The organism is Mesorhizobium sp. IMUNJ 23232, from assembly GCF_044326205.1.
GTDB lineage: Bacteria > Pseudomonadota > Alphaproteobacteria > Rhizobiales > Rhizobiaceae > Kumtagia.
In genome coordinates, this window is sequence record NZ_JBIRCY010000014.1 from 50,285 (window position 1) to 71,934 (window position 21,650).

Here is a 21,650-nt window from a genome sequence, read left to right on the forward strand (position 1 = left end):
CGATGGCGTTCCGGCATCGGGTGCGGAGAGCCATGAGATGATGCCCGGCAAGTACGAGACGCTGCTCGACCCGGAAACCCACGCCTATGTCGATCAGGTCAACCGGCTGTTCCCATCCGCAGCCGCCGACCTGCCGATTTCGGAGCAGCGCGTCATCTATGATGCGATGTGTGGCGCATTCCATTGCGGCTACCCGGCTGGAGTTGTCGCCAGCGACGCCTTGATAGACCGCTCGATCCCAATCAGGAGGTATCGCGCCGAAGGTCGGGCGCCGATCGCGACGGTCGTCTATTATCATGGCGGCGGCTTCGTCTTCGGCGGTCTCAACAGCCATGACGACATCTGTGCCGAGCTGTGTGCCGGCTCGGGCTGCGACATCGTCTCGGTCGACTACCGGCTCGCACCGGAGCACGTTCACCCCGCCGCCTTCGATGATGCCCGCGCGGCGTTCGCATGGGCATCGGCGACGGCCGACCTGCCGCTGCTCCTGTGTGGCGAGAGCGCCGGCGGCAACCTCGCGGCAGCCGTTGCGCATGCCGTGCGCGGGGAACCGCACCGGTTGATCGGCCAGGTTCTGATCTATCCCGGCCTGGGCGGCGACACGGCCGCGCGGTCCTATGTCGAGCACGCCGAGGCACCGCTGCTCGGCGTGCGCGACATCGAATTCTATCGCTACATCCGCACGGGCGGCGCGGCCGCTTCCGAAGATCCGACGCTTGAGCCATTGCGCGACCGGGATTTCAGCAACCTTCCGCCGACCGTGATCTTCACGGCCGAGTGCGATCCGCTTTCCTCGGACGGCAAGAGTTACCGCGACCGCATCCTTGCCGTGGCAGGGCGGGCGTTTTGGTTCGAAGAGCCTCGCCTGACACATAGCTATCTGCGCGCGCGAAGCACTGATCCGCGAGCCCGCGCAGCCTTCGGACGCATCGTCGATGCCGTGGCCGCGCTTGCCAGAGGCTATTGGCCTTACTGACAGGCTGCGGAGCGCTGCACGGAATCTGCGGAATCGCGAACAGCTTGGACTTTTCCGCAGCCCTATCATTTTTCAGCGAGACCGGCGCGATCACATCCGCATCTGGCAACGGACGAGCCGGGCGTCCGACAAAAGGAGGGGTCCAATGACCAGACTGATGCTGACCGACAGACCGCTGCATCCCAAGGCCGAGCCCGTGGCAGGGGATTTTCGCAAAGGTCTTATCGGCCGGCGCGAGTTTCTGGCCACCATGGCGGCGCTCGGCGTCAGCGCCGGCGGCGCGTTCGCCCTCGGTGGCATCTTGCCAGGTCCGGCCGCTGCCCAGGAGGCGAAGCGCGGCGGCACCCTGCGGGTGGCGATGACGGTAAAGCCCTGGCGCGACCCGCGCACCTTCGACGGTGTCGAGATGTCGAACATTGCCCGCCAGTGCAACGAATATCTTGTCCGCTGGAACCGCGACTTCTCCTTCGAGCCCTGGCTGCTGGAAAGCTGGGAGACCAGCGACGACGCGCGGAAGCTTACCCTCCATGTCCGCAAGGGCATCACCTGGTCGAACGGCGACATCTTCAACGCCGACGACGTCATCCACAACCTGACGCGCTGGTGCGATGCTAGCGCGCCGGGCAATTCGGTGGCCACGCGCATGTCCGTGCTCATCGATCCAGGCACCAAGAAGGCGATCGACGGCGCAATCAAGCGTGTCGACGACTACACGGTCGAGCTCAACCTGCCGAAGCCCGACATCTCCCTGATTGCCGGCATGGCCGACTATCCCGGGCTCATCATGCACCGCAGCTACCAGGGCGGCGACGATCCGCTCGACGCGCTGAAGATCACCACCGGCCCCTGCGAACTCGTGCGCTGGGACACGGGTTCCGGCGCCGAGGTCCGCCGCAAGCAGGCGCCGTGGTGGAAGGGTGATTTCCTTCTCGACGCGATCACCTGGGTAGACTATGGCGGCGATGCCACCCCGATGTTCGCCGCCTTCGAATCGGGCGAGATCGACACCAACCATGAGACGGCAGCCGACGCCATTTCGCTGGTCGAAGGCATGGGGCTTCAGAATTCGGAAATAGCGACTGGCTCCACGATCGTCGCGCGCTTCAGTGTCGCCGCCAAACCCTATGACGACGCCAGGGTAAGGCGGGCCGCCCAACTGGCCGTCGACAATGGTGCGGTGCTGACGCTCGGCCTGAGCGATCACGGCAAGCCGGCCGAAAACCATCATGTCGGGCCGATGCATGCGGAATATGCCGACATCGGAGCGCATGTCCGCAAGGTCGATGAAGCCAAAACCCTGCTTGCCGAGGCCGGCATGGCGGACCACGAGTTCGACCTGATCTCTGTTGAGGTCGACTGGCAGAAGGCGACCGCCGACGCCATCGCCGGCCAGATGCGGGAGGCCGGGCTGAAGGTCAAGCGCACCGTGCTGCCGTCCGCGACGTTCTGGAACGACTGGAACAAATATCCCTTCTCCTGCACGGAATGGCTGGGACGGCCGCTGGGCGTCCAGGTGCTGGCGCTGGCCTACAGGTCGGGCGTGGCATGGAACGAGAGCGGCTACTCTGATCCCGAATTCGACGCGCTTCTCGATGAGGCGCTGGCCACACCCGATGCCGACGCGCGCCGCAAGATCATGGCGAAGATCGAGCTGAACCTGCGCAACTCCGGGATCATCATCCAGCCCTACTGGCGTTCGGTCTACCGGACCTACCGTAAGGGGGTAAACGGATGCGAGCAGCATCAGTCGCTCGAACAGCATTTCGAGACGGTTTGGCTCGACGCGTGACCTGAACCACTTGGCCAGATGGACGCGAGACGGCCTCACCGTATCCGCGCAGGCGTAGAGGTCGGAGCGCGGGAACCTTGTCGCCGCTACATCCCCCAGCGCAGGGCCGCAGTATGGACTGGCGCGTCCCATAGGCGCGCCGCCTCGTCGTCCAGCATCGACAGCGTGATCGAGCAGCCAGCCATGTCGAGCGAGGTCACGTAGGAACCCACAAGCGAACGTGCGATCGTGATGCCGCGCTTCTCGAATTGCAGGCGGGCGCTGTTGTACATGAGATAGAGTTCCATCGAAGGCGTGCCGCCAAAACCATTGACGAACAGCAGCGCATTGCCCTTGGCGGCCGCACCGAGATCGCCGGCGATAGCTTCGCAGATTTCCTCGGCGATGGCGTCGGCGGAAGCGAGTTTCGCGCGGCGGCGGCCGGGTTCGCCATGGATGCCGACGCCGAACTCCATCTCGTCGTCGCCGATCTCGAAGTTGGGCTTGCCGGCGGCAGGCACGGTGCAGGAGGTGAGCGCCACGCCCATGGAGCGCGTCGCGCGGTTGACGCGATCGCCAAGCGCCTTCAAGTCCTTGATTGCGCGGCCTTCCTCGGCGGCCGCGCCGACGATCTTTTCGACCACAAGCGTGCCGGCGACGCCGCGACGGCCGGTCGTGTAAAGCGAATCCTCGACCGCCACGTCGTCATTGGTGACGACCTGCATGACGCCTTCCGACATTTCCGCCGCCATGTCGAAGTTCATGACGTCGCCTTCATAGTTTTTGACGATGAACAGGCAGCCGGTGCCGGTGTTCACCTCGCCCGCCGCCGCCATCATCTGGTCGGGGGTTGGCGAAGTAAAAACCTGGCCGGGGCAGGCGGCGTCCAACATGCCGAACCCGACCAGCCCGCCATGCAGCGGCTCGTGGCCCGAGCCGCCGCCGGAGATCAGCGCAACCTTGCCGGGTTTCAGCGCCTTGCGGCGGATAAACTTGTGGCCGCCGCCGAGCGCGAGGATGTCGGCGTGCGCGGCGGCGAAACCGTCGAGGCTTTCGCTGAGCACCGTATCGACCGTATTGATGAATTTTTTCATTTGTTCCTCCTCCGGTTGCTTGGCCTGCCACGGTCTGGTTTCGGCTGCGCTAACCGCCTTTACCGGCGATGCTGGTGATCCTGTGGATGAACTCGTTGATGGCGCGGTCGAGCGCGGCGTTCTGCTTGTCGTCGCCGAGATCCGGCACCACCAGCGAGATATGGCGGGTACGCCTGAGTCCCGCTTCCTGCGCCGCCTTGCCCGGATGGGCGATGCGGTAGTCCGCGAGAAAGGCGTCGCGCTCCTGTCCGCTGAAATGGCAGACGGAAAAGATCGCCTGCAGATGTTTCGACGGGATCGGCGTCGAATAGGTTGGGCTGGTGATCTGGGTGACAAAACTGCGGTGTTTTCCCAACGCGTCGGCAAGGCGCTGGCGCGTGCCGGACGGCCGCTGGTCGATCACGGTGGACAGGATGGTCTTGTAGGCGCGGATCGCCGCCTCGGCGTCCTTCGGCTCGGGCTGCGGCTGCTTCGCCATCGTCAGAGGGTAACGCCTGCGATAGCCGCCTTGGCGAGCGCCAGTTGCGCGGGCACCACGGAGAGGTCGCGCAGGCCGGCCTCCAGCAGGGCGGGGATCGCGGCCGGATCGCCGCCGGCGTCGCCGCACAGGCTGACCGGAATGCCGTTCGCCTGCCCGAAGGCCGCCACCGATGCGATCAGCCGCAGCACGGCCGGGTTGTGCACGGAATTGAGCGCCGCCACCGCCGTGTTGTCGCGCGCCGCCGCCATCACGTACTGGGTGAGGTCGTTGGAGCCGATGGAGAAGAAGGCCACATCGGCGAAAAGCTCAGGTGCGATTGCCGTTGACGGCACCTCGACCATGATGCCGAGCGGCGGTATGGCGTATTCGCCACCGGCATTCGCGAGAGTTTCCGCCTCCTCCGCGAAAAGCGCGGCGGCAATGGCAAATTCCTCCGGCACAGCGACCATCGGAAACATGATTTTCAGGTTGCCGTGGACGGCGGAGCGCAACAGCGCGCGGATCTGCACGCGAAAAATCTCCGGCCGCGCCAGCGACAGGCGGATGCCGCGCAGGCCGAGGAACGGATTGCCTTCCTCCACCGTGTAACCCGGCACCGGCTTGTCGCCGCCGGCGTCGACGGTGCGGATCGTGACCGGCTTGCCGGCCGCCCATTCCAGAACTTTTCGGTAGGCGCGGTACTGCGTCTCCTCGTCCGGCAATCCACCCGCCTTGCCGAACAGGAATTCCGTGCGCATCAGCCCGACGCCGTCGCAGGTGGCGATGTCGATGCGCTCGACGTCGGACGGGTCGGCGACGTTGATCAGCACGCGCACCGGCGTGCCGTCGGCGGTCGCGGCAGGGTTTGCGGAATTTTCCTCCGCCGCGCGGCGGCGTACCGCGAAAGCCTCCGCTGCCCTGTGGAAAAGTTCTTCAGCCTCGCCGCCTGGGCCGAGCAGGACGTGCCCATGCTCCGCGTCGAGAAAGACGGGAAGATCGAAATTGCTTGGCACCGGTCCGAGGCCAACCACCATGGGCACGCCGCGCGCCCGCGCCAGCATAGCGACATGGCTGGCCGAACTGCCCTTCGCCAGCGCGATGCCGCCACCCTGCGACCAGTCGACCGCGAGAAAACGCGTCGGCGCAATGTCGTCGCCGACCAGAATGGCGCCGGATGGCACCGCCAAACTGCCGGCCGGGGCCAGCGCCTCGAGCACCTGCTGACGGATGTCCTTGAGGTCCGCGGAGCGGGCGCGAAAGTATTCGTCTTCGGAAGCTTCGTAGCTGTCGATCTGCTCGTCCAGGGCATATGACCATGCCCCATCGGCCGATGCGCCCTGGTCGATCAGTGCGAAGGCGGGCGCGGACAAGGATTCGTCGGCGAGCATCGCAAGCTGGAATTCCAGCATGTCGGCTGCTTCGCCTACTGTCTTTGCGGCAAGCGCCGCCAGTTGTTCGGAAGCGCTTTCGATCGCCAGCGTGAGTGCGCGGGCTTCCTCTTCCGGATGGCCGGTGCTGACATGGGCCTGCGAACCGGTGTCGAGGTCAAACACCGGACCTTTCGCATAGCCATGCGAAGCGGGGATGCCGGTGAGCCTATGCGGTCCGGACATTGGCTTCGGCCTCGTCGAAATCGCGCTCGACCAGCGCGACCAGCGCGTCCAGGGCAAGTTCCGCCTCCTCGCCGCTGGCGCGCAGGTGGAGCACGGTGCCCTTGGGCGCCTTGGCCGCCATCACCTTGACGATGCTCTTGGCGTCGAACCACGGACCGTCCGCCGCCAGCGCCATCTCGATCGAGGCGGGGAACGACTTCGCCAGTTTCGTGAACTTCACCGATGGCCGGGCGTGCAGGCCGACCTCGTGCTTGATTTCAACCGCCTTTTGTGTAAGCGCCGTCATCAAAAATTCCGATCCATTCAAGCCGGCGCCAATTCGTGCGCCGTCGCCACGACTTCTTTGAGCGACGCTCCTCCCGAAGCCTCCGTCGCAGCCATCACCGCGCCCTCGACGATCGGCGCGTTGCAGACAACGATCCGATTCGCCCTTGGTTCGCCAATCATTTCGATCGCCATCTCGCTGTTGGTCTCGGCGCCGCCGAGATCGACCAGGATGGCGACGCCGGCCTCCGACCAGGCGCGGTCGATCGCCTGCATGATCGCTTCCACGCTGGTTCCCAGCCCGCCTTCCGGGTTACCGCCGCACCAGGCGAGCGGCACCTCGTCGCCCACCATCTGGCGCACCATGTCGGCGGTGCCTTCGGCGACCTTGGCCGAATGCGAGACGATGACGATGCCGACATTTTTCATGCGTCCCGTTCCAGGGTTTTTGTGACGGCGCGCACGATCAGCGCGGAGGAACGCGCGCCGGGATCGATGTGGCCGATCGAGCGGTCGCCGAGGAAGGAGGCACGGCCGCGTATCGCCTTCAACGGCTTGGTGGCTTCCGCTGCCGCGTCCGCCGCGTCGGCGATCTCGGCGCCGGTCTTGCCGGCGGCAAGGGCTGCCTGCACGGGATAGAGCACGTCGAGCATGGTCTTCTGCCCCGCCTGCGATTTTCCGCGCGCCGCCACCGCGTCTACCGCCTTGCCGAAGGCGGATGCCAGTTCGGGCCCGCCGGGTTCGGCGGGCAGTTCCTTGCCGAGGGTGAGAAAAAGCGTGCCGAACAACGGGCCGGACGCGCCGCCGACCGTCATGACCAGTTTGGTGCCGATCGCCTTCAGAGCGTCGGGCAGGGGCTTTTCGGCAAGGGTAGCGCTCTCGGCGCGCACCGCCTCGAAGCCGCGCTTCATGTTGAGCCCGTGGTCGCCGTCGCCGATTGCCTGGTCGAGCGCGGTCAGTTCGTCGGCATGGGCCGACACGGTGTCCGCGACGGCGGCGATCAGGGCTGGCAGGTCGATCCTGTGCATCGTCGTATCCGAACTCATCCCGCGATCCTGTTGCCCGCGCCGTCGAAATAAAGTGGCGCCCGGAACCGCACGGTCACGCGGTCGCCCTTCTGGAAGGAGGTGTCGGGGTCCGTCAAGGTCACAAGTCTGCGGTCGCCGACGGTCAGGTGCAGGTGGTTCTGGTCGCCGAGATGCTCGATCCAGTCGACCGTGCCGTCGGCATGGCCGGTCGCCGCCTTCTCGATCTTCAGGTGCTCGGTACGCGCGCCGACCGTCTTGGTTCCCGCTGGCGCGGCGTCCGGCAGAAGACCGGCCGGCAGCAGGTTGATCGCCGGCTGCCCGAGCCGCGCCGCGACATGCAGGTTGGCGGGTTGCGTATAGATTTCGCGCGGCGTGCCGATCTGCACCAGCCGGCCTTCGGCGAGGATGCCGATGCGGTCGGCCATGGTCATCGCCTCGATCTGGTCGTGGGTGACATAGAGCAAGGTGGAGCCCAGCTCCGTCTGGATGCGTTTCAGCTCCAGCCGCAACTCGGCGCGCAGTTTCGCGTCGAGCGACGACAGCGGCTCGTCCATCAGGTAGATCGCCGGCCTGCGCACCAGAGCCCGGCCGATGGCGACACGTTGCATCTCGCCGCCGGAAAGCCGCGTCGACTTGTTCTCCAGCTTGTGGTCGATGCGCACCAGCTTGGCGATCTCGGCGACGCGGGCATTGATCTCGTCCTCGGAGCGTTTGCGCGTCGGCGAGCGCAGCGGGAAGGCGAGGTTTTCGTAGACCGTGAGATGCGGATAGAGTGAATATTGCTGGAAGACGAAAGCCACGTCGCGCGCCGCCGGCTCCAGTTTCGTAACGTCGCGCCCGGCGATCACGATGGAGCCTCGTTCGGGCCGCTCAAGCCCGGCGATCAGCCGCAGCGTCGTCGTCTTGCCGGCGCCGGTCGGCCCGAGCAGCACGACGAACTCGCCATTGGCGATGTGGAGGTTCAGTTCCGAAACGGCCTCGGTCTCGCCGAAACGTTTGGTGACGCCGCGCAGCGATATGTCAGCCATGCGCCGCCCCCTCATGCAGTCCGGTGCGGATGGCGCGGCCGGATTGCCGCTCGAACAGCGATACGCGGGCGGCGTTGAAAGCCAACCCCACAGGCTCGCCGGTCCGTAACTGGACTTCCGCCGGCACGCGCGCCTTGACCATTCCGCCGGCCGTCTCGACCGCCACGATCTGCGTCGTGCCGAGATATTCCGTGCCGTAGATCGCGCCGCGCAGTTTCGAGCCGTCGTCGAAGCGGATGTGCTCGGGCCGCACACCGAGCGCGAATTCGGCCGGCGAAAAATCCTCGCGGACTTCAGGCACGGCGACGGTCGCGCCCTGCACGACGATCTCCTTCGTCCCGCGTCGCAGCCCGCCGTCGAATTTGAGGAAGTTCATCGGCGGCGAACCGATGAAATCGGCGACGAACATCGAGGCGGGCCGGTCGTAGATTTCCTTCGGCGTGCCAAATTGCTCGATGACGCCGTGGTTCATGACCGCGATTTTGTCGGCCATCGACATGGCTTCCAGCTGGTCGTGGGTGACATAGACGGTGGTTGCGCGGATGCGGTTGTGCAATTCGCGCAGTTCGTGGACCATCACGTCGCGGAATTCCGTGTCGAGTGTGCCGAGCGGTTCGTCCATCAAAAAACACTTCGGCCGCCGCACGATGGCACGGCCGAGTGCCACCCGCTGGCGGTCGCCGCCTGCAAGTCCCGACACCGGCCGGTCGAGCAGATGGTCGATGCGCAGCAGTTTTGCCGTCTCCTCGACGCGCTGGCGGATCTCGGCCCGTGCCATGCCCTGGGCGAGCAGCGGGAAGCCGATGTTCTTGCGCACGTTCATGTGCGGATAGAGTGCGAAGAGCTGAAACACGAAGGCGATGTCGCGCTCGCGGGCGCGCAGCATGGTGACGTCTTCGCCACCGAGCAGAATCTGCCCGCCGGTGGGCAGTTCGAGCCCGGCGATCATGCGCAGCGTCGTCGTCTTGCCGCAGCCCGAGGGTCCCAGCATGACGAAGAACTCGCCGTCCTGAACCACGAAGTTGGAATTCTGGACCGCGATGAACGATCCGAATTCTTTCTTGAGATTTTGCACGCGGATTTCGGCCATCGTCCTATTCCGGGAATTTCGAGACGATGATGAACATGACAGTGCCGGCAAGCATGGTGACGAACGACCAGGTGTAGAGCATCAGCGTAAATGGTTGAAAAAGCATCAGGAATCCGATCCCGATCACCACGGTGGCGATGTTTTCGAGGTAGCTGCGGCGGAGAGCGCGGGGCCAGGCGGAGCGTTTGACGGCTGGGGGGCGGGTCATGCCCGGCCTCCCGCAATTTCTGGTGAGCCGCGCCAAGCTGGAACACCCCTCATCCGCCTCGCTTCGCTCGGCACCTTCTCCCACAAGGGGAGAAGGGGGAGCCTTGCTTTTCCGCTTCGGCAAATCTCGAACGTCGGCGATTGGCAGAGGCGCAGATGCAGTGCTCCCCCTTCTCCCCTTATGGGAGAAGATGTCGAGCCCGAAGGGCGAGACGGATGAGGGGTGCTGCGAGGAGTGCTACGCGTGCTCATTTCCGCACCGCCCCAAACGTAATCCCGCGCAGCAACTGCTTCCGCAAAAGGATGGTGAACACCAGGATCGGCACGAGGAAGATCGTCGTGCCGGCGGCCACGGCCGGCCAGTCCTGCCCACCCTCGCCGATGATAGTCGGGATGAAGGGCGGCGCGGTTTGGGCGGTGCCCGAGGTCAGAAGTGCAGCGAACGCATATTCGTTCCAGGCGAAGATCAGGCAGAAGATGGCGGTGGCGGCAATGCCGGTGGTTGCCTGCGGCAGGACCACGCGCCAGAAGGCCTGCAGCCGCGTATAGCCGTCGATCATCGCCGCTTCCTCATATTCGCGCGGGATCTCGTCGATGAAGCCTTTCAGCAGCCAGACCGCGAGCGAAACATTGACGGCGGTGTAGAGCAGGATCATGCCGAGCGCCGTGTCTGAGAGGCCGAGTTCGCGGTACATCAGATAAATCGGGATCGCCACGGCGATCGGCGGCATGAAGCGCGTCGACAGGATGAAGAACAGGAGATCGTCGGCAAGCGGCACCTTGAAGCGCGAGAAGCCGTAGGCGGCCAGCGTGCCGAGGAACACGGCCAGGAACGTCGAGCCGAAGGCGATGACAATCGAGTTCAGGAAGCGTGGCAGGAAGTTCGACGGGCCGGCGATCACCATGTTGCGCTTGCGCGTGGTCTCGTCGCAGAAGCTCGTCGCCGGCGGCAGCGAATTTATATACTCCGGCGTCTGCCGCGTGCGCGTCGTGAACAGGTTGCAATAACCCTCGATCGACGGCGTGAAAACGACCTTCGGCGGGTAGGCGATCGAATCCGGCGGCGTCTTGAAGCTGGTCGCGAAGATCCAGAATAGCGGGATCATCGACACGACTGCGTAGACGATCACCAGCGCAGCGGCGACGCGCTTCGAGGTCGTGCTCGGCTCGACGACGGAATGGGCGGCGGCGCTCATCGGCTCTTCACCCGATTCAGAACTTTCACGTAGATATTGGCGAGCCCGAAGACGGCGACGAACAGGATGATGGCGAAGGCCGAGGAGAAGCCCGTGCGCCATTTCTCGAAGGCTTCGCGCTTCAACGTGATCGAGGCGACCTCGGTGGTCGAGCCAGGCCCGCCGCCGGTGAGCAGGTTCACCATGTCGAACATCTTGAAGTTCTCGATGCCGCGGAACAGCACCGCGAGCATGATGAAGGGCAGGGCCATCGGCAGGGTGATCGACCAGAACTGCCGCCAGTTCGATGCGCGGTCGACCTCGGCCGCCTCATAGATGTAGTCGGGGATGGAGCGCAGTCCCGCGAGGCAGATCAGCATGACGTATGGCGTCCACATCCAGGTGTCGACGATGATGATCGCCCAGGGCGCCAGCTTCACATTGGACAGCATCAGGATTTCAGTCGTCGGGATGCCGGTGAAGAACGACACGATGTAGGTGAAGAGGCCGATCTGCGGCTCGTAGAGGAAGCGCCAGAAATTGCCGACGACCGCCGGCGACAGCATCATCGGGACGAGGATGATGGTCGTCCAGAAGGCGTGGCCGCGAAACTTGCGGTCGATCAGGTAGGCCAGCGAAAAACCGATCAGCGTCTGCAGCAGGATCGTCCAGAACACGAAATGCGCCGTCGTCTGCATCGCGATCCAGGTGTCCTGGTCGGTCAGGATGCGCTCGTAGTTCTGCAGGCCGATGTTCTTGACCGCCTCGTTGGGCCGGTTGGCGCGGTAATTGGTGAAGGAGAGCTGGATCGCCCAGATCAGCGGAAAGATATTGATGGCGAGCAGCAGCAGGATGGTCGGCGCGATGAACAGCCAGGCGACCATCCGATCGGACAGCCCGCGCACCGTCTTGGCCAGCGGCTCCGGCGTTGCCCGGGCGGCGGCCTCCATGGTCCGATCCAAAAGGGAAGGGTGGGTGTCGGTCACGACGGGCTTTCCGGCGGGCAGGTCTTGCATGATGAACGGTCTCCGTCCCGCGCCAGATTAACACGGCGCGGGACGGAGTTGGGAGGACGCGGGCTTACATCTTGCCGTCGTCTTCGAACACTTCGGTCCAGTCCTTGACTAGGCCGTCGAGCGCTTCCTTGGCCGTGCCCTGGCCGGCAACGACGTAGTCATGGAAGCGCTTCTGCGAGGCTTGCAGCAGCGAGGCGTAGCTCGGCTCGGCCCAGAAATCCTTCACGATCGCCATGGAGTCTAGGAAAGTCTGCGCATAGGGCTGGCTGGCCGCGAAGCCAGGGTCTTCCACGACGGCCTTCAAACAGGAGAAGCCGCCGAGCGACCACCACTTTTTCTGCACGTCGGCAGTTGCGAACCACTTGATGTACTGCAGCGCGGCGTCCTGCTTGTCTGAGTAGGAAACGACCGAGATGCCCTGGCCGCCGAGCTGGGCGAGCTTTTCGCCATCCGGACCCGCCGGGTTGGCGAAGAAGCCTACTTTCTCGCCGCCTACCATTTCGTCCTTCTGCAGGCCCGGCCATGTGAAGGCGAAGTTCATGTGCAACGCCACCTGGCCGGATTTGAAGGCGTCGATGCCTTCGCCCATGTAGCTGTTGGAGGCGCCGGGCGGCGTGCAGCAATCGTAGAGCGCCTTGTAGAATTCGAGGCCCTTCACCGATTTCTCGGAATTGACAAAACCTTCCATCTCGTAGGGCTTGTCCGGGTTCTCATACTTGAAGCCGAAGGAATACAGCACATCCATGACGCCCATGGTGACGCCCTCGGAGCCGCGCTCTGTGTATATCGAGGCGCCATACACCTTCTTGCCGTCCACCTCGCGGCCCTGGAAGAATTCCGCAATGTCCTTCAACTCGGCAAAAGTGGCGGGCACGGCCAGATCACGGCCATATTTTTCCTTGAACGCGGCCTGAAGTTCCGGCTTGGCGAACCAATCCTTGCGATAGGTCCAACCGACCACATCGCCAAAGGCCGGCAGCGACCAGTAGTTCGGCGTGTTCTTCGGCCACTGCGAATAGCCGACGACGGTGGCGTCGACGAAGTCGCTCATCTTGATCCCTTCCTTGTCGAAGAAATCGTTGAGCTTGACGTAATGGCCGTTCTCGGCGGAGCCGCCGATCCACTGGCTGTCGCCGATGATCAGGTCGCAGAGCTTGCCCTTCGAGTTCAACTCGTTGAGGAAGCGGTCGGCATAGTTGGTCCACGGCACGAACTCGAACTTCATGCCGATGCCGGTCTGCGCGGTGAAGTCCTTGCTGAGCTCAACCAGAGCGTTCGCCGGGTCCCAGGCGGCCCAGCAGAGCGTCAGGTCCTCGGCCTGCGAAACGCCCGTCATGGCGGTCGAGGCGGCAAGCCCCGCAGCCAGGCCGAGCGACACTTTCAATGTCGATTTCATGCCTACCTCCCATTTGCGAAACCGTCCGGATGACGGCTTCAAAAAAGACCAGTCCGCCCCTCCCGAGGGCGCCCACACGCATCGCGGCGTGTTGAGTAATTTTGTTTAGTTGAAACAGAATTTACTAAACACGCAAGAGGGAAAATGTGCTGCGCTGCACAATCAATTTTCCACGCCTCCGACGATCTGCTCGCCGCGTGTCGAACCTTCGCCGTATTGACATACGCCGTCCCGGCCCCACTATTTCCACAACAGGGTCACGCATCCACGCGAAACGAAACCCTGGGAGGAAATCATGACCACCTCGATCAAGCTCTTCCGGGGCGCGTTCGGGCATGTCTCCGTTCTCAACGTCGCCAGCAATTTCGTCACGCACGCCCATGCCGAGGCGCACATGATCATCTGGCTGGACGGCACAGCGGGAGAGATGACCATCGGCGGGCAGACGGTGCGGCTCGGGCCGGGCATGGCCGCCTGCATCAATGCGTTCCAGCCGCACAGCCATGCGCTGTCCAGCGATGGTGCGCCCGGCCAGTTCCTGGCCTTCTACATCGATCCCGAATGGGCGCGCCGCCGGCTTGGCCTCGCGCCCAAGGTACCGCTGTTTTCGGTGGCGTCGCTGCCGCTCGACAACTGGCTCTACCGGGCGGCCGTCGGCCTCTACGATGAGTTGAACGACGGGGCAGGGGATGAGCTTGCCGGATACGAGACCGAGCGGCTGATCGACAGCCTGATCGATGCCGCCGACATGGCGCGCCCGCGGAAGGCGCGGATCGCCGGCCACGGCGCCATGCAGGACTATCGCGTGCGCAAGGCGATCGAACTGATGAAGCTAAACGTCGGCGAGCGCATCTGCTTCGACGACGTGGCGCGGTGCGTCGGCCTGTCACGGCCGCATTTCTTCGCGCTGTTCAAGGAGCAGACCAACCTGACGCCCAATGTCTATTGGAACACGCTGCGCATGGAGGAGGCGTTGAAACAGCTCCAGTCGGAGGACTCGCTGACTTCCGTCGCCTGCAATCTCGGCTTCACCTCGCAGGGTAATTTCACCCGTTTCTTCCGCGACCATGCCGGCGTGCCGCCGACACTTTACCGAGAAGCGGCGCGGGCGACGGCGTGACTTTTTCAGACGCTTCGATAAGCTTCCAAGACTGATTGATAAGCGGCGACTGGCTAGCCGGGATAGATTTCTCCCAACGTGCAATCTGGGAGGAGCGCCGCATGGCTAGTGTTAGGATTTCCAGCGTCATCGACGCGCCGGTGGAAAAGGTCTGGGCGCGCATCCGCGACTTCAACGGTCTGCCGAACTGGCATCCGCGCATGGTCGAGAGTCATATCGAGGATGGCAAGGCCGCGACAGACATCGGCGCCGTGCGCAACTTCAAGGTCGCATCGGGCGCGACGATCCGTGAAAAGCTCGTCGCCTTCTCGGACGACGATTTTTTGACCACCTATTCAATCATCGGGCATCCGGCGCCGATCTCGAGCCATACGTCGACGCTGAGGCTTGAGCGCGTCACCGACGGCGACCGCACCTATGCGGTGTGGACGGCGGAGTTCGATGCGCCGGCGGAGAAGGCCGACGAGATCGCCAAGGGCATGGGCGAGAACGTTTTTCAGGGCGGATTCAACGCGCTGAAGAACCATTTCGGCGGCAGCTTCGTCGGAAACGGCTGAAATTCGCGGCCGGCTCGGGGAGGAAACGATGCCGCTTGCACTCAAGACATTTGCCAATGTTAACGACGCGGGCGCGGCGCTCAAAGCCGACGGCGCGCGTTATCTCGGCGGTGGCACGCTCGTGGTGCGCGCCGCCAACGAGGGCGACGTCTCGCTGTCCACCTTCGTGCGCTCGACCGATCCGGCGCTATTGGCGCTCTCGGTCGAAGGTAGCCGTGTCACCATCGGCGCGTCGGTGACCATGGCGGCCATGGCGCGTCACCCGGCTCTGGCGCCGATCGCGTCGGCGGCGCGTGCCGTCGGCGGGCCAGCGATCCGCAACATGGCGACCGTCGGTGGCAATCTGTTCGCGCCGGCGCCCTATGGCGATTTCGCCGTGGCGCTGCTCGCGCTGGACGCTGAGGTGCTGGAGGGCAGCCAGGCGACGCCGATCGAGGCGTTCTTGAAGGCCCGGGACCCCGCGGCTGGCCGCATCGTCAGCGCGGTGCGTTTCGACGTGCCGGAACCGAAAAAATTCCGCTTCGTCAAGGTGGCGCGCGTCAAGCCGAAGGGGGTTTCGGTGCTGAGCATCGCGGTCCTGCTTGATGAGGCGGCTGACGGGACGATCCGCACCGCGCGCATCGCGCTGGGCTGCATGGCCGATCGGCCGATGCGGGCGAAGGCCGCCGAGCAGGCGCTGGTCGGCCGCAAGCGCACCGCCGAAGGCATTACGCCGGCGTTGGCGGTCGCTGCCGAGGGCACGGCGCCGATCACTGACGCAATTGCCAGCGCCTGGTATCGCGCCGAGGTCCTGCCGGTCCATCTGGGTAGGCTGCTGCTCGGCTAGGGTTGTTACGATCATGTCGGAGACACTTGCGCAGCCCCTCATCCCTCTGCCGGGACCTTCTCCCCGTAATGACGGGGAGAAGGTGATTGGCCGCAAAGTGGACGTTACCCTCTCCCCGTTCTTCACGGGGAGAGGGCAAGGGTGAGGGGCGGCGCTAGCGCTGCTGGATGATCGCACAGGGAGGAAGCATGGCGAAGGTACCTATCCAGTTCGTGCTCAATGGCGACGAAAAAGCCGAGTTCGTCGAGAGCGGCTCGACGCTTCTGAAAGTCCTGCGCGAAAAACTCGGCGACACTTCGCCCAAGGGCGGCTGCCATCAAGGCACATGCGGCACCTGTTCGGTGATCGTCGACGGCGAACTTCGGCTGTCCTGCCTCACGCTGGCCGAGACTTGCGAGGGCGCGACGGTCACCACCACGGCCGGATTGGCGGAGGGTGGCGTGCTGCATCCGCTCCAGCGCGCCTTCCAGGAGGGGTTCGCGACCCAATGCGGTTTTTGCACGCCGGGCATGATCATGGCGGCCAAGGCGCTGCTCGACCGCGTGCCGAACCCGACGCGCGAGGAGGTGGTCGACGCCATATCGGGCAATATCTGCCGCTGCACCGGTTACGAACCGATCATCCGCGCGATTCTTTCGGCGGCGCGTTCCAACTCGCACCATGCGGCTTGAGGAGTTTTCCGCAATGGAACTGCGCAAAAACTACTTCGCCGACGAGCGCAAGGACGATTTGCACGAGATCGGCCAGAGCCGCCCGCGTTCCGACGCACCGGGCCACGTTACCGGCAAGACCGCCTATTTCGCCGACCGCACCTTTCCGGGGCTGCTGCACCTCAAAATGGTCCGCAGCCCGTATCACCATGCGCGCATCAAAGGGATCGACACGTCAGCAGCGGAAAAGCATCCGGGCGTGGTCAGGGTGCTGACGGCCAAGGACATCCCGCACAATCTCTATACCATCCTGATCCTCATCCAGGTCGGGCCGGAAGACGAGCATGTGCTGGCCGAGGACAAGGTGCGCTGGAAGGGCGAGGCGGTGGCGGCCGTCGTCGCCGAGACCGAGCGCGCCGCGCAGGAGGCGGTCGACAAGGTCAAGGTCGACTATGAGGTTTTGCCGGCCGTCTTTGACATGGAGGAGGCGCTGAAGCCTGGCGCGCCGCTGGTCAACGAATATCATCCCGGCAATTTTTACCTCTACGACAGCAGCGACCACCGCAAGGTGCGGTTCGGCGACATCGACAAGGGTTTTGCCGAGGCCGACTATATTCTGGAGCAGACTTATTACTCGTCGCCGATTGAGCAGGCGCCGACCGAGACCACCGGCTGCGTCGTGGTGCCGGAAGGCAACGACCGTTTCACCTGCCACACCAACACGCAGGCGATGTTTTTCACGCTGGACAACACCTCGATCATCCTGCAGATGCCGGGCCACAAGCTGCATATGGTCGGCGGCACGGTGGGCGGCGGTTTTGGCGGCAAGGTCGATGTCATCGTCGAGCCGATCGCCATCCTCGCGGCGCGGCTGACCGGCCGGCCGGTCTCCTTCATCTATGGGCGCTACGAGGAGATGCAGATTTCCTCGCCGCGCGCCGCGGAAAAGATCACCATCAAGGACGGGGTGATGAAGGACGGGCGCATCGTCGCTCGCAAGGTGACGGGCTACACCGATGCCGGCGCCTATTCGCGGCATTCGCCCTATGGTGCGCAGAAGGGTGCCGCGCACTATCCCGGCCCCTACACGGTGCCGAATGTGTGGATCGACACCTACTGCGTCTACACCAACCGCACGCCGTCCTCCGCCATGCGCGGCTTCGGAGTCACCATCGCCGACTTCGCGCTGGAGGTGCAGATGGACAAGCTGGCGCGGCTGATCGGCATGGACCCGCTCGAATTCCGCTTCATCAACGCTTACCGCGACGGCGACATGAAGGCGCATCGCCAGCCGACGACCGGCGCGGCGCTGATCGAGTGCATGCAGGAGGCGTCGCGCGCCGCCAACTGGCCGGTCTCCGAAAAATATCTAAAAATGTCGTCCTACAAGCAGGAGGCCTGACATGGCGATCCGGCGTGGCCGCGGCGTGGCGGCGATCAACTACCCGACCGGCATGAACCTCGGTGGCGACCCCAGCCAGGCGCTGGTGCATTCGACGCCGACCGGTAATTTCATGGTGACGCTGTCTTCCGTCGATTTGGGGCAGGGGCTGAAGCAGGTGATGGCGCAGATCTGCGCCGAGACGATCGGTGTGCCGACGGAACAGGTGATCATCGATACCGCCGACACCGACACCGGGCCGCATTGCATGGGCACCTTCGCCTCGCGCGGCACGCACCGTATCGGCAATGCCGTGGTGCAAGCGGCGCGGGAGGCGCGGCAGGTCATGCTGGAAGTCGCGGCCGAGGCGCTGGAGGTGAATGCAGACGATCTCGATACCGACGGCACCGGCAACATCCACGTGAAGGGCGCGCCGCAAAAATCCATCTCGATCTTCGACACCGCGCTGACCGCGCATTTTAAGCTCGGCCGCTCGATTTCGGGACGCGGCATGTTCCTGGTGCCGCGCTCCTATCCGGAGGTCGAGACCGGGGCGATGAAGCCGTCGACCTGCTACGCCCATGCCTGCACGGTCGCCGAGGTCGACGTCGACGACGAGACCGGCGAGGTGACGGTCGTGTCGGTGAAAAACGTCTTCGAGATCGGCCGCGCTCTGAACCCGAAGATGGTGGAACAGCAGCTTGTCGGTGGCTCGTGGATGGGGATTTCGCATGCGCTCTACGAGACCACTGAGCCGTATTACCCCAGCCGCGACCATGGCGGCACGGACTTCAACGAATATCTGATGCCGGGCCCAGGGGACCTCGCTGACACCGAGATCATCGTGCTGGAACGGCCGGCGGCGGATGGGCCGTACGGCGCCAAGGGTCCGGGCGAGATGTGCGCCAACCCGCAGATCCCGGCGGTGGCCAATGCCGTCTTCGACGCGGTCGGCGTGCGCATCGACATGCTGCCGATCACGCCCGAACGGATTCTGAGAGCGCTGACGGAACAGCGGGCGGCGTAGCCCGAAGCAAGGTCCGATGAGCGTATCCGCCGAACAGATCGCAGCCTCGCCGGAAGTTATCGCGGCGGCGCTGGAAACCGCTCGCTATATCGCCGACGAAGGCCTTGCCACGGCGGTGTTCCTGGCGATCCGGCTGGGAAAGCCGTTGCTGCTGGAAGGGGCGCCCGGCGTCGGCAAGACCGAGGCCGCCAAGGCGATCGCCGGCGTGCTCGGGCGCGATCTCGTGCGGCTGCAATGCTACGAGGGCATCGACGCCGCGCATGCGCTCTACGAGTGGAACTATCAGCGGCAATTGCTCGCCATCCGTCACGCCGGCGATCATGAGATCGACATCTATGACGACCGTTTCCTGATCGACCGGCCACTGCTGCAGGTGCTGCGCGCGCCGGAGCGGCGGGTGCTGCTGGTCGACGAGATCGACCGATCGGACCACGAGTTCGAGGCGCTGCTGCTGGAGTTTCTTTCGGACTTCCAGATCAGCATTCCCGAGCGCGGTACGCTGACCGCCGCCAGCCAGCCGGTCGTGGTGCTGACCTCCAACCGCACGCGCGAGCTTGCGGAAGCGCTGCGACGCCGCTGCGTCTACCATTGGATCGCCTATCCCGACGCGGAGCGTGAGGCCGCCATCATCATGCTGCGCGCCGGCGATGTCGCCGAGGCGACGGCGCGCGCGGTGGCAAAGGCGGTCGGCGGCATCCGGGCGAGGCCGCTGGCGAAACCGCCCGGCATTGCCGAGGCGGTTGAATGGGCGAATGCCGCGACCATGCTGGAAAAGGCCGGGTCGTCCTGGCCGCTCGCCTTCCGTCGCGCCATCGGCGTGCTGATCAAGGACGAGGAGGATCTTTCCTATATCGCGCCGGAGCTGGATCGGATCGTCGAGGAGGCATTGGGGTGAGCGGTATTGAAAACCCTTTCTCCCTGTTTACCGGGAGAAGGTCCCGGCAGGGGGATGAGCGACTGCCGCCCGCCGCCGTGCCTTTCCTCACCTTCGCCCGCCACCTGCGAAAATTCGGCTTTCCGGCCTCGCCAGAACAAGTGACAAGTTTCATGCAGGCAGTGACGCTTCTCGGACCGCGTTCGATGCAGGACATCCGCGAGGCAGCCTATGCGACCTTGGCCCCGCCGCCGGATCGCCGCAGCGAGTTCGACGCGCATTTTCGCGCCTTTTTCCACGGCGAGATCGAGACTTTTGTCGAGGCGGATGGTGAGGAGGAGACAGGCGTCAAGGACGATGGCGGCGAGCAACGGCAAGAAGTCGAAATCCGCCGGGACGACGAAAGCGGCGAAACCGCTTCGGTCGTCGAGCGACTCGGCGTTCGCGGTTTCGGGCGCGGAAAGGACACGCTCGCCGCGTTCCGTCATGCGCTGCCGGGGGCACTGCCGGTCCGCCGATCGTTCCGCACCGTGCGGGCGCATACACGGGGCACGCTCGACCTCAGGCGTTCGCTCCGAGATATCGTGCAGGCGGACGGTGACGTTCCGTCGCCGCTGCTACGCAAGCGGCAGCTTGTCCCGCGCAAGCTGCTGATCCTTATCGATATTTCCGGCTCGATGAAACTTCATACCGACGACTATCTGCGGCTGGCGCATGCGGTCGTGCAGGCGGCGCCAGGCGCCGAAATCCTTACATTCGGCACGCGGCTGACACGGATCACATTTCCGTTGCGCCTGCACGACCGAAAACAGGCGCTGGCGCGAGCCTCGGCGCTGGTCGAGGACTGGGATGGCGGCACGCGCATCGGCCCGGCCTTGCTCTCCTTCCTGTCGGTTCCGCGTCTTTCCGCCTTTGCGCGCGGGGCTGCGATCGTGGTCTTGTCGGATGGTTTGGAGCGGGGAGACCATGCCGAGATGGAGACGGCAATGAAGCGGCTCTCGGCACGAGCCTGGCGGCTGTCGCTGGCGACACCACTGGCGGGCGACGTAAGGTTTCGGCCGCAAACCGCTGCCCTAAAAGCGATTTTGCCGGTCCTTGACGATCTGGTGGACGGCTCGTCCTTGGCCGCTCTGACAAAATTCATCCTCTCACTCGCCCGGCCCGCGCCGGTGGCCGAGACCGTCTGGAAAAGGGTTTCGTGATGCAGAAGGCCATCGATTCTCACTTCCACATCTGGCGGCAACAGGACCAGCCGTGGCTGGTCGGGCCGATGGTTCCGCGCATTTTCGGTCCCTACGAGCCGATCCGGCGAGACTATCCGATCGAGGAGTTCCTGGCCGACCAGCAAGGCGCCGGTGTCGAGAAGGCGGTGTATGTCCAGACCAACTGGGCCAAGGAGGATTTCGAGAAGGAGGTCGCCTTCCTGAGCGAGACGGCGCAGCGCAGCGGATGGCCGCATGCCATTGTCGGATATACGGATTTTACCGTCGACGACATCCGCCCGCAGATCGACTGGCTGACAAAATATCCGCTGCTGCGCGGGGTGCGTATGCAGCTTCACTGGCACGAAACGCCCGCTTTTCGCTTTGCCAGGTCGGCCGACCAGGTCATCGATCCCACGGTCAGGAAAAACGTGGCGCGGCTGAAGGAGTATAGGCTTTCATTCGACCTCCAGCTCTTTCCGGCGCAGATGAAAGACGGGCTGCAACTCGTTGGAGAGAATCCGGAAATCAATTTCATCCTGACCCATGCCGGCATGCTGACGGCCAGTGACGACAAGACGGTCGAGGAGTGGAAATCCGGGTTGCGCACGCTGGCCGAGGCGCCGAACCTTTATGCAAAACTGTCCGGTCTGGGCACGTTCGAGCATCGCAACGACCCGGGTCTGATCGCGCTGATCTATGATGCAGCGGTCGAGATTCTGGGCAGCGACCGGCTGATGTTCGGCTCCAATTTCCCGATCGAAAAACTGTGGACCACACATGCCGAACTGATCGCCGCGCACCGCGCCGCGGCGGAGCGCAAGAGCTTGAAAGATCAGGAGAACATTTTTTGGAATACGGCGGAGAAGGTTTATCGACCGGTTTGAAAGCCTGACAG

The 21,650-nt window shown here is 64.3% G+C and carries 23 protein-coding genes; 11 read left to right on the plus strand and 12 right to left on the minus strand.

Translation table 11 applies throughout. The annotated features are described in order from the left end of the window. Window positions 1–37 precede the first annotated feature (37 nt). On the plus strand, window positions 38–976 hold the full coding sequence (locus ACH196_RS12735; protein ID WP_396647273.1) for an alpha/beta hydrolase: 939 nt from the start codon (window positions 38–40) through the stop codon (window positions 974–976). Between the two features lie 145 nt (window positions 977–1,121). Further along, window positions 1,122–2,765: an ABC transporter substrate-binding protein gene (locus tag ACH196_RS12740; RefSeq protein ID WP_396647274.1), complete on the plus strand. Its 1,644-nt coding sequence runs from the start codon at window positions 1,122–1,124 to the stop codon at window positions 2,763–2,765. A gap of 86 nt (window positions 2,766–2,851) precedes the next feature. Here the strand turns inward: ACH196_RS12740 and dhaK are convergent, their stop codons facing one another. The 12 genes from dhaK to ACH196_RS12800 form a co-directional block, all read right to left on the minus strand. Continuing rightward, window positions 2,852–3,838: a dihydroxyacetone kinase subunit DhaK gene (gene dhaK, locus ACH196_RS12745; RefSeq protein WP_396647275.1), complete on the minus strand. Its 987-nt coding sequence runs from the start codon at window positions 3,836–3,838 to the stop codon at window positions 2,852–2,854. Between the two features lie 49 nt (window positions 3,839–3,887). Then, complete coding sequence (locus ACH196_RS12750) at window positions 3,888–4,316, minus strand: hypothetical protein (RefSeq protein ID WP_396647276.1); 429 nt, start codon at window positions 4,314–4,316, stop codon at window positions 3,888–3,890. A 2-nt stretch (window positions 4,317–4,318) separates the two neighbouring features. Then, window positions 4,319–5,911 (minus strand): phosphoenolpyruvate--protein phosphotransferase, encoded by a 1,593-nt coding sequence (ptsP, locus tag ACH196_RS12755; protein ID WP_396647277.1) that lies wholly within the window; start codon window positions 5,909–5,911, stop codon window positions 4,319–4,321. Further along, window positions 5,895–6,197 carry an HPr family phosphocarrier protein gene (locus ACH196_RS12760; RefSeq protein WP_396647278.1) on the minus strand — a complete coding sequence of 101 codons (303 nt, stop codon included), beginning with the start codon at window positions 6,195–6,197 and terminating at the stop codon, window positions 5,895–5,897. The genes ptsP and ACH196_RS12760 overlap by 17 nt, the downstream gene beginning before the upstream one ends. A gap of 17 nt (window positions 6,198–6,214) precedes the next feature. Beyond that, window positions 6,215–6,604, minus strand: a complete 390-nt coding sequence (gene dhaM / locus ACH196_RS12765; RefSeq protein ID WP_396647279.1) for a dihydroxyacetone kinase phosphoryl donor subunit DhaM — start codon at window positions 6,602–6,604, stop codon at window positions 6,215–6,217. Then, window positions 6,601–7,221 (minus strand): dihydroxyacetone kinase subunit DhaL, encoded by a 621-nt coding sequence (dhaL, locus tag ACH196_RS12770; protein ID WP_396647280.1) that lies wholly within the window; start codon window positions 7,219–7,221, stop codon window positions 6,601–6,603. The genes dhaM and dhaL overlap by 4 nt, the downstream gene beginning before the upstream one ends. Next, a complete protein-coding gene (locus ACH196_RS12775; RefSeq protein WP_396647281.1) occupies window positions 7,218–8,231 on the minus strand; it encodes an ABC transporter ATP-binding protein in 1,014 nt (337 codons plus the stop codon). Before ACH196_RS12775 ends, dhaL begins: the two co-directional genes overlap by 4 nt. Continuing rightward, window positions 8,224–9,321 carry an ABC transporter ATP-binding protein gene (locus tag ACH196_RS12780; protein WP_396647282.1) on the minus strand — a complete coding sequence of 366 codons (1,098 nt, stop codon included), beginning with the start codon at window positions 9,319–9,321 and terminating at the stop codon, window positions 8,224–8,226. Before ACH196_RS12780 ends, ACH196_RS12775 begins: the two co-directional genes overlap by 8 nt. Window positions 9,322–9,325: 4 nt before the next feature. Continuing rightward, window positions 9,326–9,529: a hypothetical protein gene (locus ACH196_RS12785; RefSeq protein WP_396647283.1), complete on the minus strand. Its 204-nt coding sequence runs from the start codon at window positions 9,527–9,529 to the stop codon at window positions 9,326–9,328. Between the two features lie 247 nt (window positions 9,530–9,776). Further along, complete coding sequence (locus tag ACH196_RS12790) at window positions 9,777–10,724, minus strand: carbohydrate ABC transporter permease (protein WP_396647284.1); 948 nt, start codon at window positions 10,722–10,724, stop codon at window positions 9,777–9,779. Then, a complete protein-coding gene (locus ACH196_RS12795; protein ID WP_396647360.1) occupies window positions 10,721–11,653 on the minus strand; it encodes a carbohydrate ABC transporter permease in 933 nt (310 codons plus the stop codon). Before ACH196_RS12795 ends, ACH196_RS12790 begins: the two co-directional genes overlap by 4 nt. A 130-nt stretch (window positions 11,654–11,783) precedes the next feature. Continuing rightward, window positions 11,784–13,115, minus strand: coding sequence for an ABC transporter substrate-binding protein (locus ACH196_RS12800; RefSeq protein WP_396647285.1), 1,332 nt, complete (start codon window positions 13,113–13,115; stop codon window positions 11,784–11,786). Window positions 13,116–13,410: 295 nt separating this feature from the next. Between ACH196_RS12800 and ACH196_RS12805 the strand changes: the two genes are divergently transcribed. The 9 genes from ACH196_RS12805 to ACH196_RS12845 all read left to right on the plus strand — a co-directional run bounded on the left by ACH196_RS12805 (window position 13,411) and on the right by ACH196_RS12845 (window position 21,639). Continuing rightward, on the plus strand, window positions 13,411–14,235 hold the full coding sequence (locus ACH196_RS12805; protein ID WP_396647286.1) for a helix-turn-helix domain-containing protein: 825 nt from the start codon (window positions 13,411–13,413) through the stop codon (window positions 14,233–14,235). A 101-nt stretch (window positions 14,236–14,336) separates the two neighbouring features. Continuing rightward, on the plus strand, window positions 14,337–14,792 hold the full coding sequence (locus ACH196_RS12810; RefSeq protein ID WP_396647287.1) for an SRPBCC family protein: 456 nt from the start codon (window positions 14,337–14,339) through the stop codon (window positions 14,790–14,792). A 28-nt stretch (window positions 14,793–14,820) separates the two neighbouring features. Continuing rightward, the gene (locus tag ACH196_RS12815; RefSeq protein WP_396647288.1) at window positions 14,821–15,618 is read left to right on the plus strand and encodes an FAD binding domain-containing protein; all 798 of its coding nucleotides are present in this window, start codon (window positions 14,821–14,823) and stop codon (window positions 15,616–15,618) included. Window positions 15,619–15,806: 188 nt separating this feature from the next. Beyond that, window positions 15,807–16,289 carry a (2Fe-2S)-binding protein gene (locus tag ACH196_RS12820; RefSeq protein WP_396647289.1) on the plus strand — a complete coding sequence of 161 codons (483 nt, stop codon included), beginning with the start codon at window positions 15,807–15,809 and terminating at the stop codon, window positions 16,287–16,289. Between the two features lie 13 nt (window positions 16,290–16,302). Next, entirely contained in the window at window positions 16,303–17,670 is a 1,368-nt protein-coding gene (locus ACH196_RS12825; protein ID WP_396647290.1) for a xanthine dehydrogenase family protein molybdopterin-binding subunit, read from the plus strand. A gap of 1 nt (window position 17,671) precedes the next feature. After that, entirely contained in the window at window positions 17,672–18,676 is a 1,005-nt protein-coding gene (locus ACH196_RS12830) for a xanthine dehydrogenase family protein molybdopterin-binding subunit (RefSeq protein WP_396647291.1), read from the plus strand. Window positions 18,677–18,692: 16 nt separating this feature from the next. Continuing rightward, complete coding sequence (locus tag ACH196_RS12835; RefSeq protein WP_396647292.1) at window positions 18,693–19,571, plus strand: AAA family ATPase; 879 nt, start codon at window positions 18,693–18,695, stop codon at window positions 19,569–19,571. Next, window positions 19,568–20,752 carry a VWA domain-containing protein gene (locus ACH196_RS12840; protein ID WP_396647293.1) on the plus strand — a complete coding sequence of 395 codons (1,185 nt, stop codon included), beginning with the start codon at window positions 19,568–19,570 and terminating at the stop codon, window positions 20,750–20,752. The genes ACH196_RS12835 and ACH196_RS12840 overlap by 4 nt, the downstream gene beginning before the upstream one ends. Beyond that, window positions 20,752–21,639, plus strand: a complete 888-nt coding sequence (locus ACH196_RS12845; RefSeq protein ID WP_396647361.1) for an amidohydrolase family protein — start codon at window positions 20,752–20,754, stop codon at window positions 21,637–21,639. Before ACH196_RS12840 ends, ACH196_RS12845 begins: the two co-directional genes overlap by 1 nt. Window positions 21,640–21,650: the final 11 nt, after the last annotated feature.

What these genes read in the sequence shown, in the direction of transcription:
- ACH196_RS12775 (WP_396647281.1), bottom strand. Translation starts at nt 8,231, where the DNA reads ATGGCTGACATATCGCTGCGCGGCGTCACCAAACGTTTCGGCGAGACC.
- ACH196_RS12820 (WP_396647289.1), top strand. Translation starts at nt 15,807, where the DNA reads ATGGCGAAGGTACCTATCCAGTTCGTGCTCAATGGCGACGAAAAAGCC.
- dhaK (WP_396647275.1), bottom strand. Translation starts at nt 3,838, where the DNA reads ATGAAAAAATTCATCAATACGGTCGATACGGTGCTCAGCGAAAGCCTC.
- ACH196_RS12750 (WP_396647276.1), bottom strand. Translation starts at nt 4,316, where the DNA reads ATGGCGAAGCAGCCGCAGCCCGAGCCGAAGGACGCCGAGGCGGCGATC.
- dhaM (WP_396647279.1), bottom strand. Translation starts at nt 6,604, where the DNA reads ATGAAAAATGTCGGCATCGTCATCGTCTCGCATTCGGCCAAGGTCGCC.
- ptsP (WP_396647277.1), bottom strand. Translation starts at nt 5,911, where the DNA reads ATGTCCGGACCGCATAGGCTCACCGGCATCCCCGCTTCGCATGGCTAT.
- ACH196_RS12740 (WP_396647274.1), top strand. Translation starts at nt 1,122, where the DNA reads ATGACCAGACTGATGCTGACCGACAGACCGCTGCATCCCAAGGCCGAG.
- ACH196_RS12780 (WP_396647282.1), bottom strand. Translation starts at nt 9,321, where the DNA reads ATGGCCGAAATCCGCGTGCAAAATCTCAAGAAAGAATTCGGATCGTTC.
- ACH196_RS12735 (WP_396647273.1), top strand. Translation starts at nt 38, where the DNA reads ATGATGCCCGGCAAGTACGAGACGCTGCTCGACCCGGAAACCCACGCC.
- dhaL (WP_396647280.1), bottom strand. Translation starts at nt 7,221, where the DNA reads ATGAGTTCGGATACGACGATGCACAGGATCGACCTGCCAGCCCTGATC.
- ACH196_RS12790 (WP_396647284.1), bottom strand. Translation starts at nt 10,724, where the DNA reads ATGAGCGCCGCCGCCCATTCCGTCGTCGAGCCGAGCACGACCTCGAAG.
- ACH196_RS12805 (WP_396647286.1), top strand. Translation starts at nt 13,411, where the DNA reads ATGACCACCTCGATCAAGCTCTTCCGGGGCGCGTTCGGGCATGTCTCC.
- ACH196_RS12795 (WP_396647360.1), bottom strand. Translation starts at nt 11,653, where the DNA reads ATGGAGGCCGCCGCCCGGGCAACGCCGGAGCCGCTGGCCAAGACGGTG.
- ACH196_RS12845 (WP_396647361.1), top strand. Translation starts at nt 20,752, where the DNA reads ATGCAGAAGGCCATCGATTCTCACTTCCACATCTGGCGGCAACAGGAC.
- ACH196_RS12830 (WP_396647291.1), top strand. Translation starts at nt 17,672, where the DNA reads ATGGCGATCCGGCGTGGCCGCGGCGTGGCGGCGATCAACTACCCGACC.
- ACH196_RS12825 (WP_396647290.1), top strand. Translation starts at nt 16,303, where the DNA reads ATGGAACTGCGCAAAAACTACTTCGCCGACGAGCGCAAGGACGATTTG.
- ACH196_RS12835 (WP_396647292.1), top strand. Translation starts at nt 18,693, where the DNA reads ATGAGCGTATCCGCCGAACAGATCGCAGCCTCGCCGGAAGTTATCGCG.
- ACH196_RS12800 (WP_396647285.1), bottom strand. Translation starts at nt 13,115, where the DNA reads ATGAAATCGACATTGAAAGTGTCGCTCGGCCTGGCTGCGGGGCTTGCC.
- ACH196_RS12785 (WP_396647283.1), bottom strand. Translation starts at nt 9,529, where the DNA reads ATGACCCGCCCCCCAGCCGTCAAACGCTCCGCCTGGCCCCGCGCTCTC.
- ACH196_RS12760 (WP_396647278.1), bottom strand. Translation starts at nt 6,197, where the DNA reads ATGACGGCGCTTACACAAAAGGCGGTTGAAATCAAGCACGAGGTCGGC.
- ACH196_RS12815 (WP_396647288.1), top strand. Translation starts at nt 14,821, where the DNA reads ATGCCGCTTGCACTCAAGACATTTGCCAATGTTAACGACGCGGGCGCG.
- ACH196_RS12810 (WP_396647287.1), top strand. Translation starts at nt 14,337, where the DNA reads ATGGCTAGTGTTAGGATTTCCAGCGTCATCGACGCGCCGGTGGAAAAG.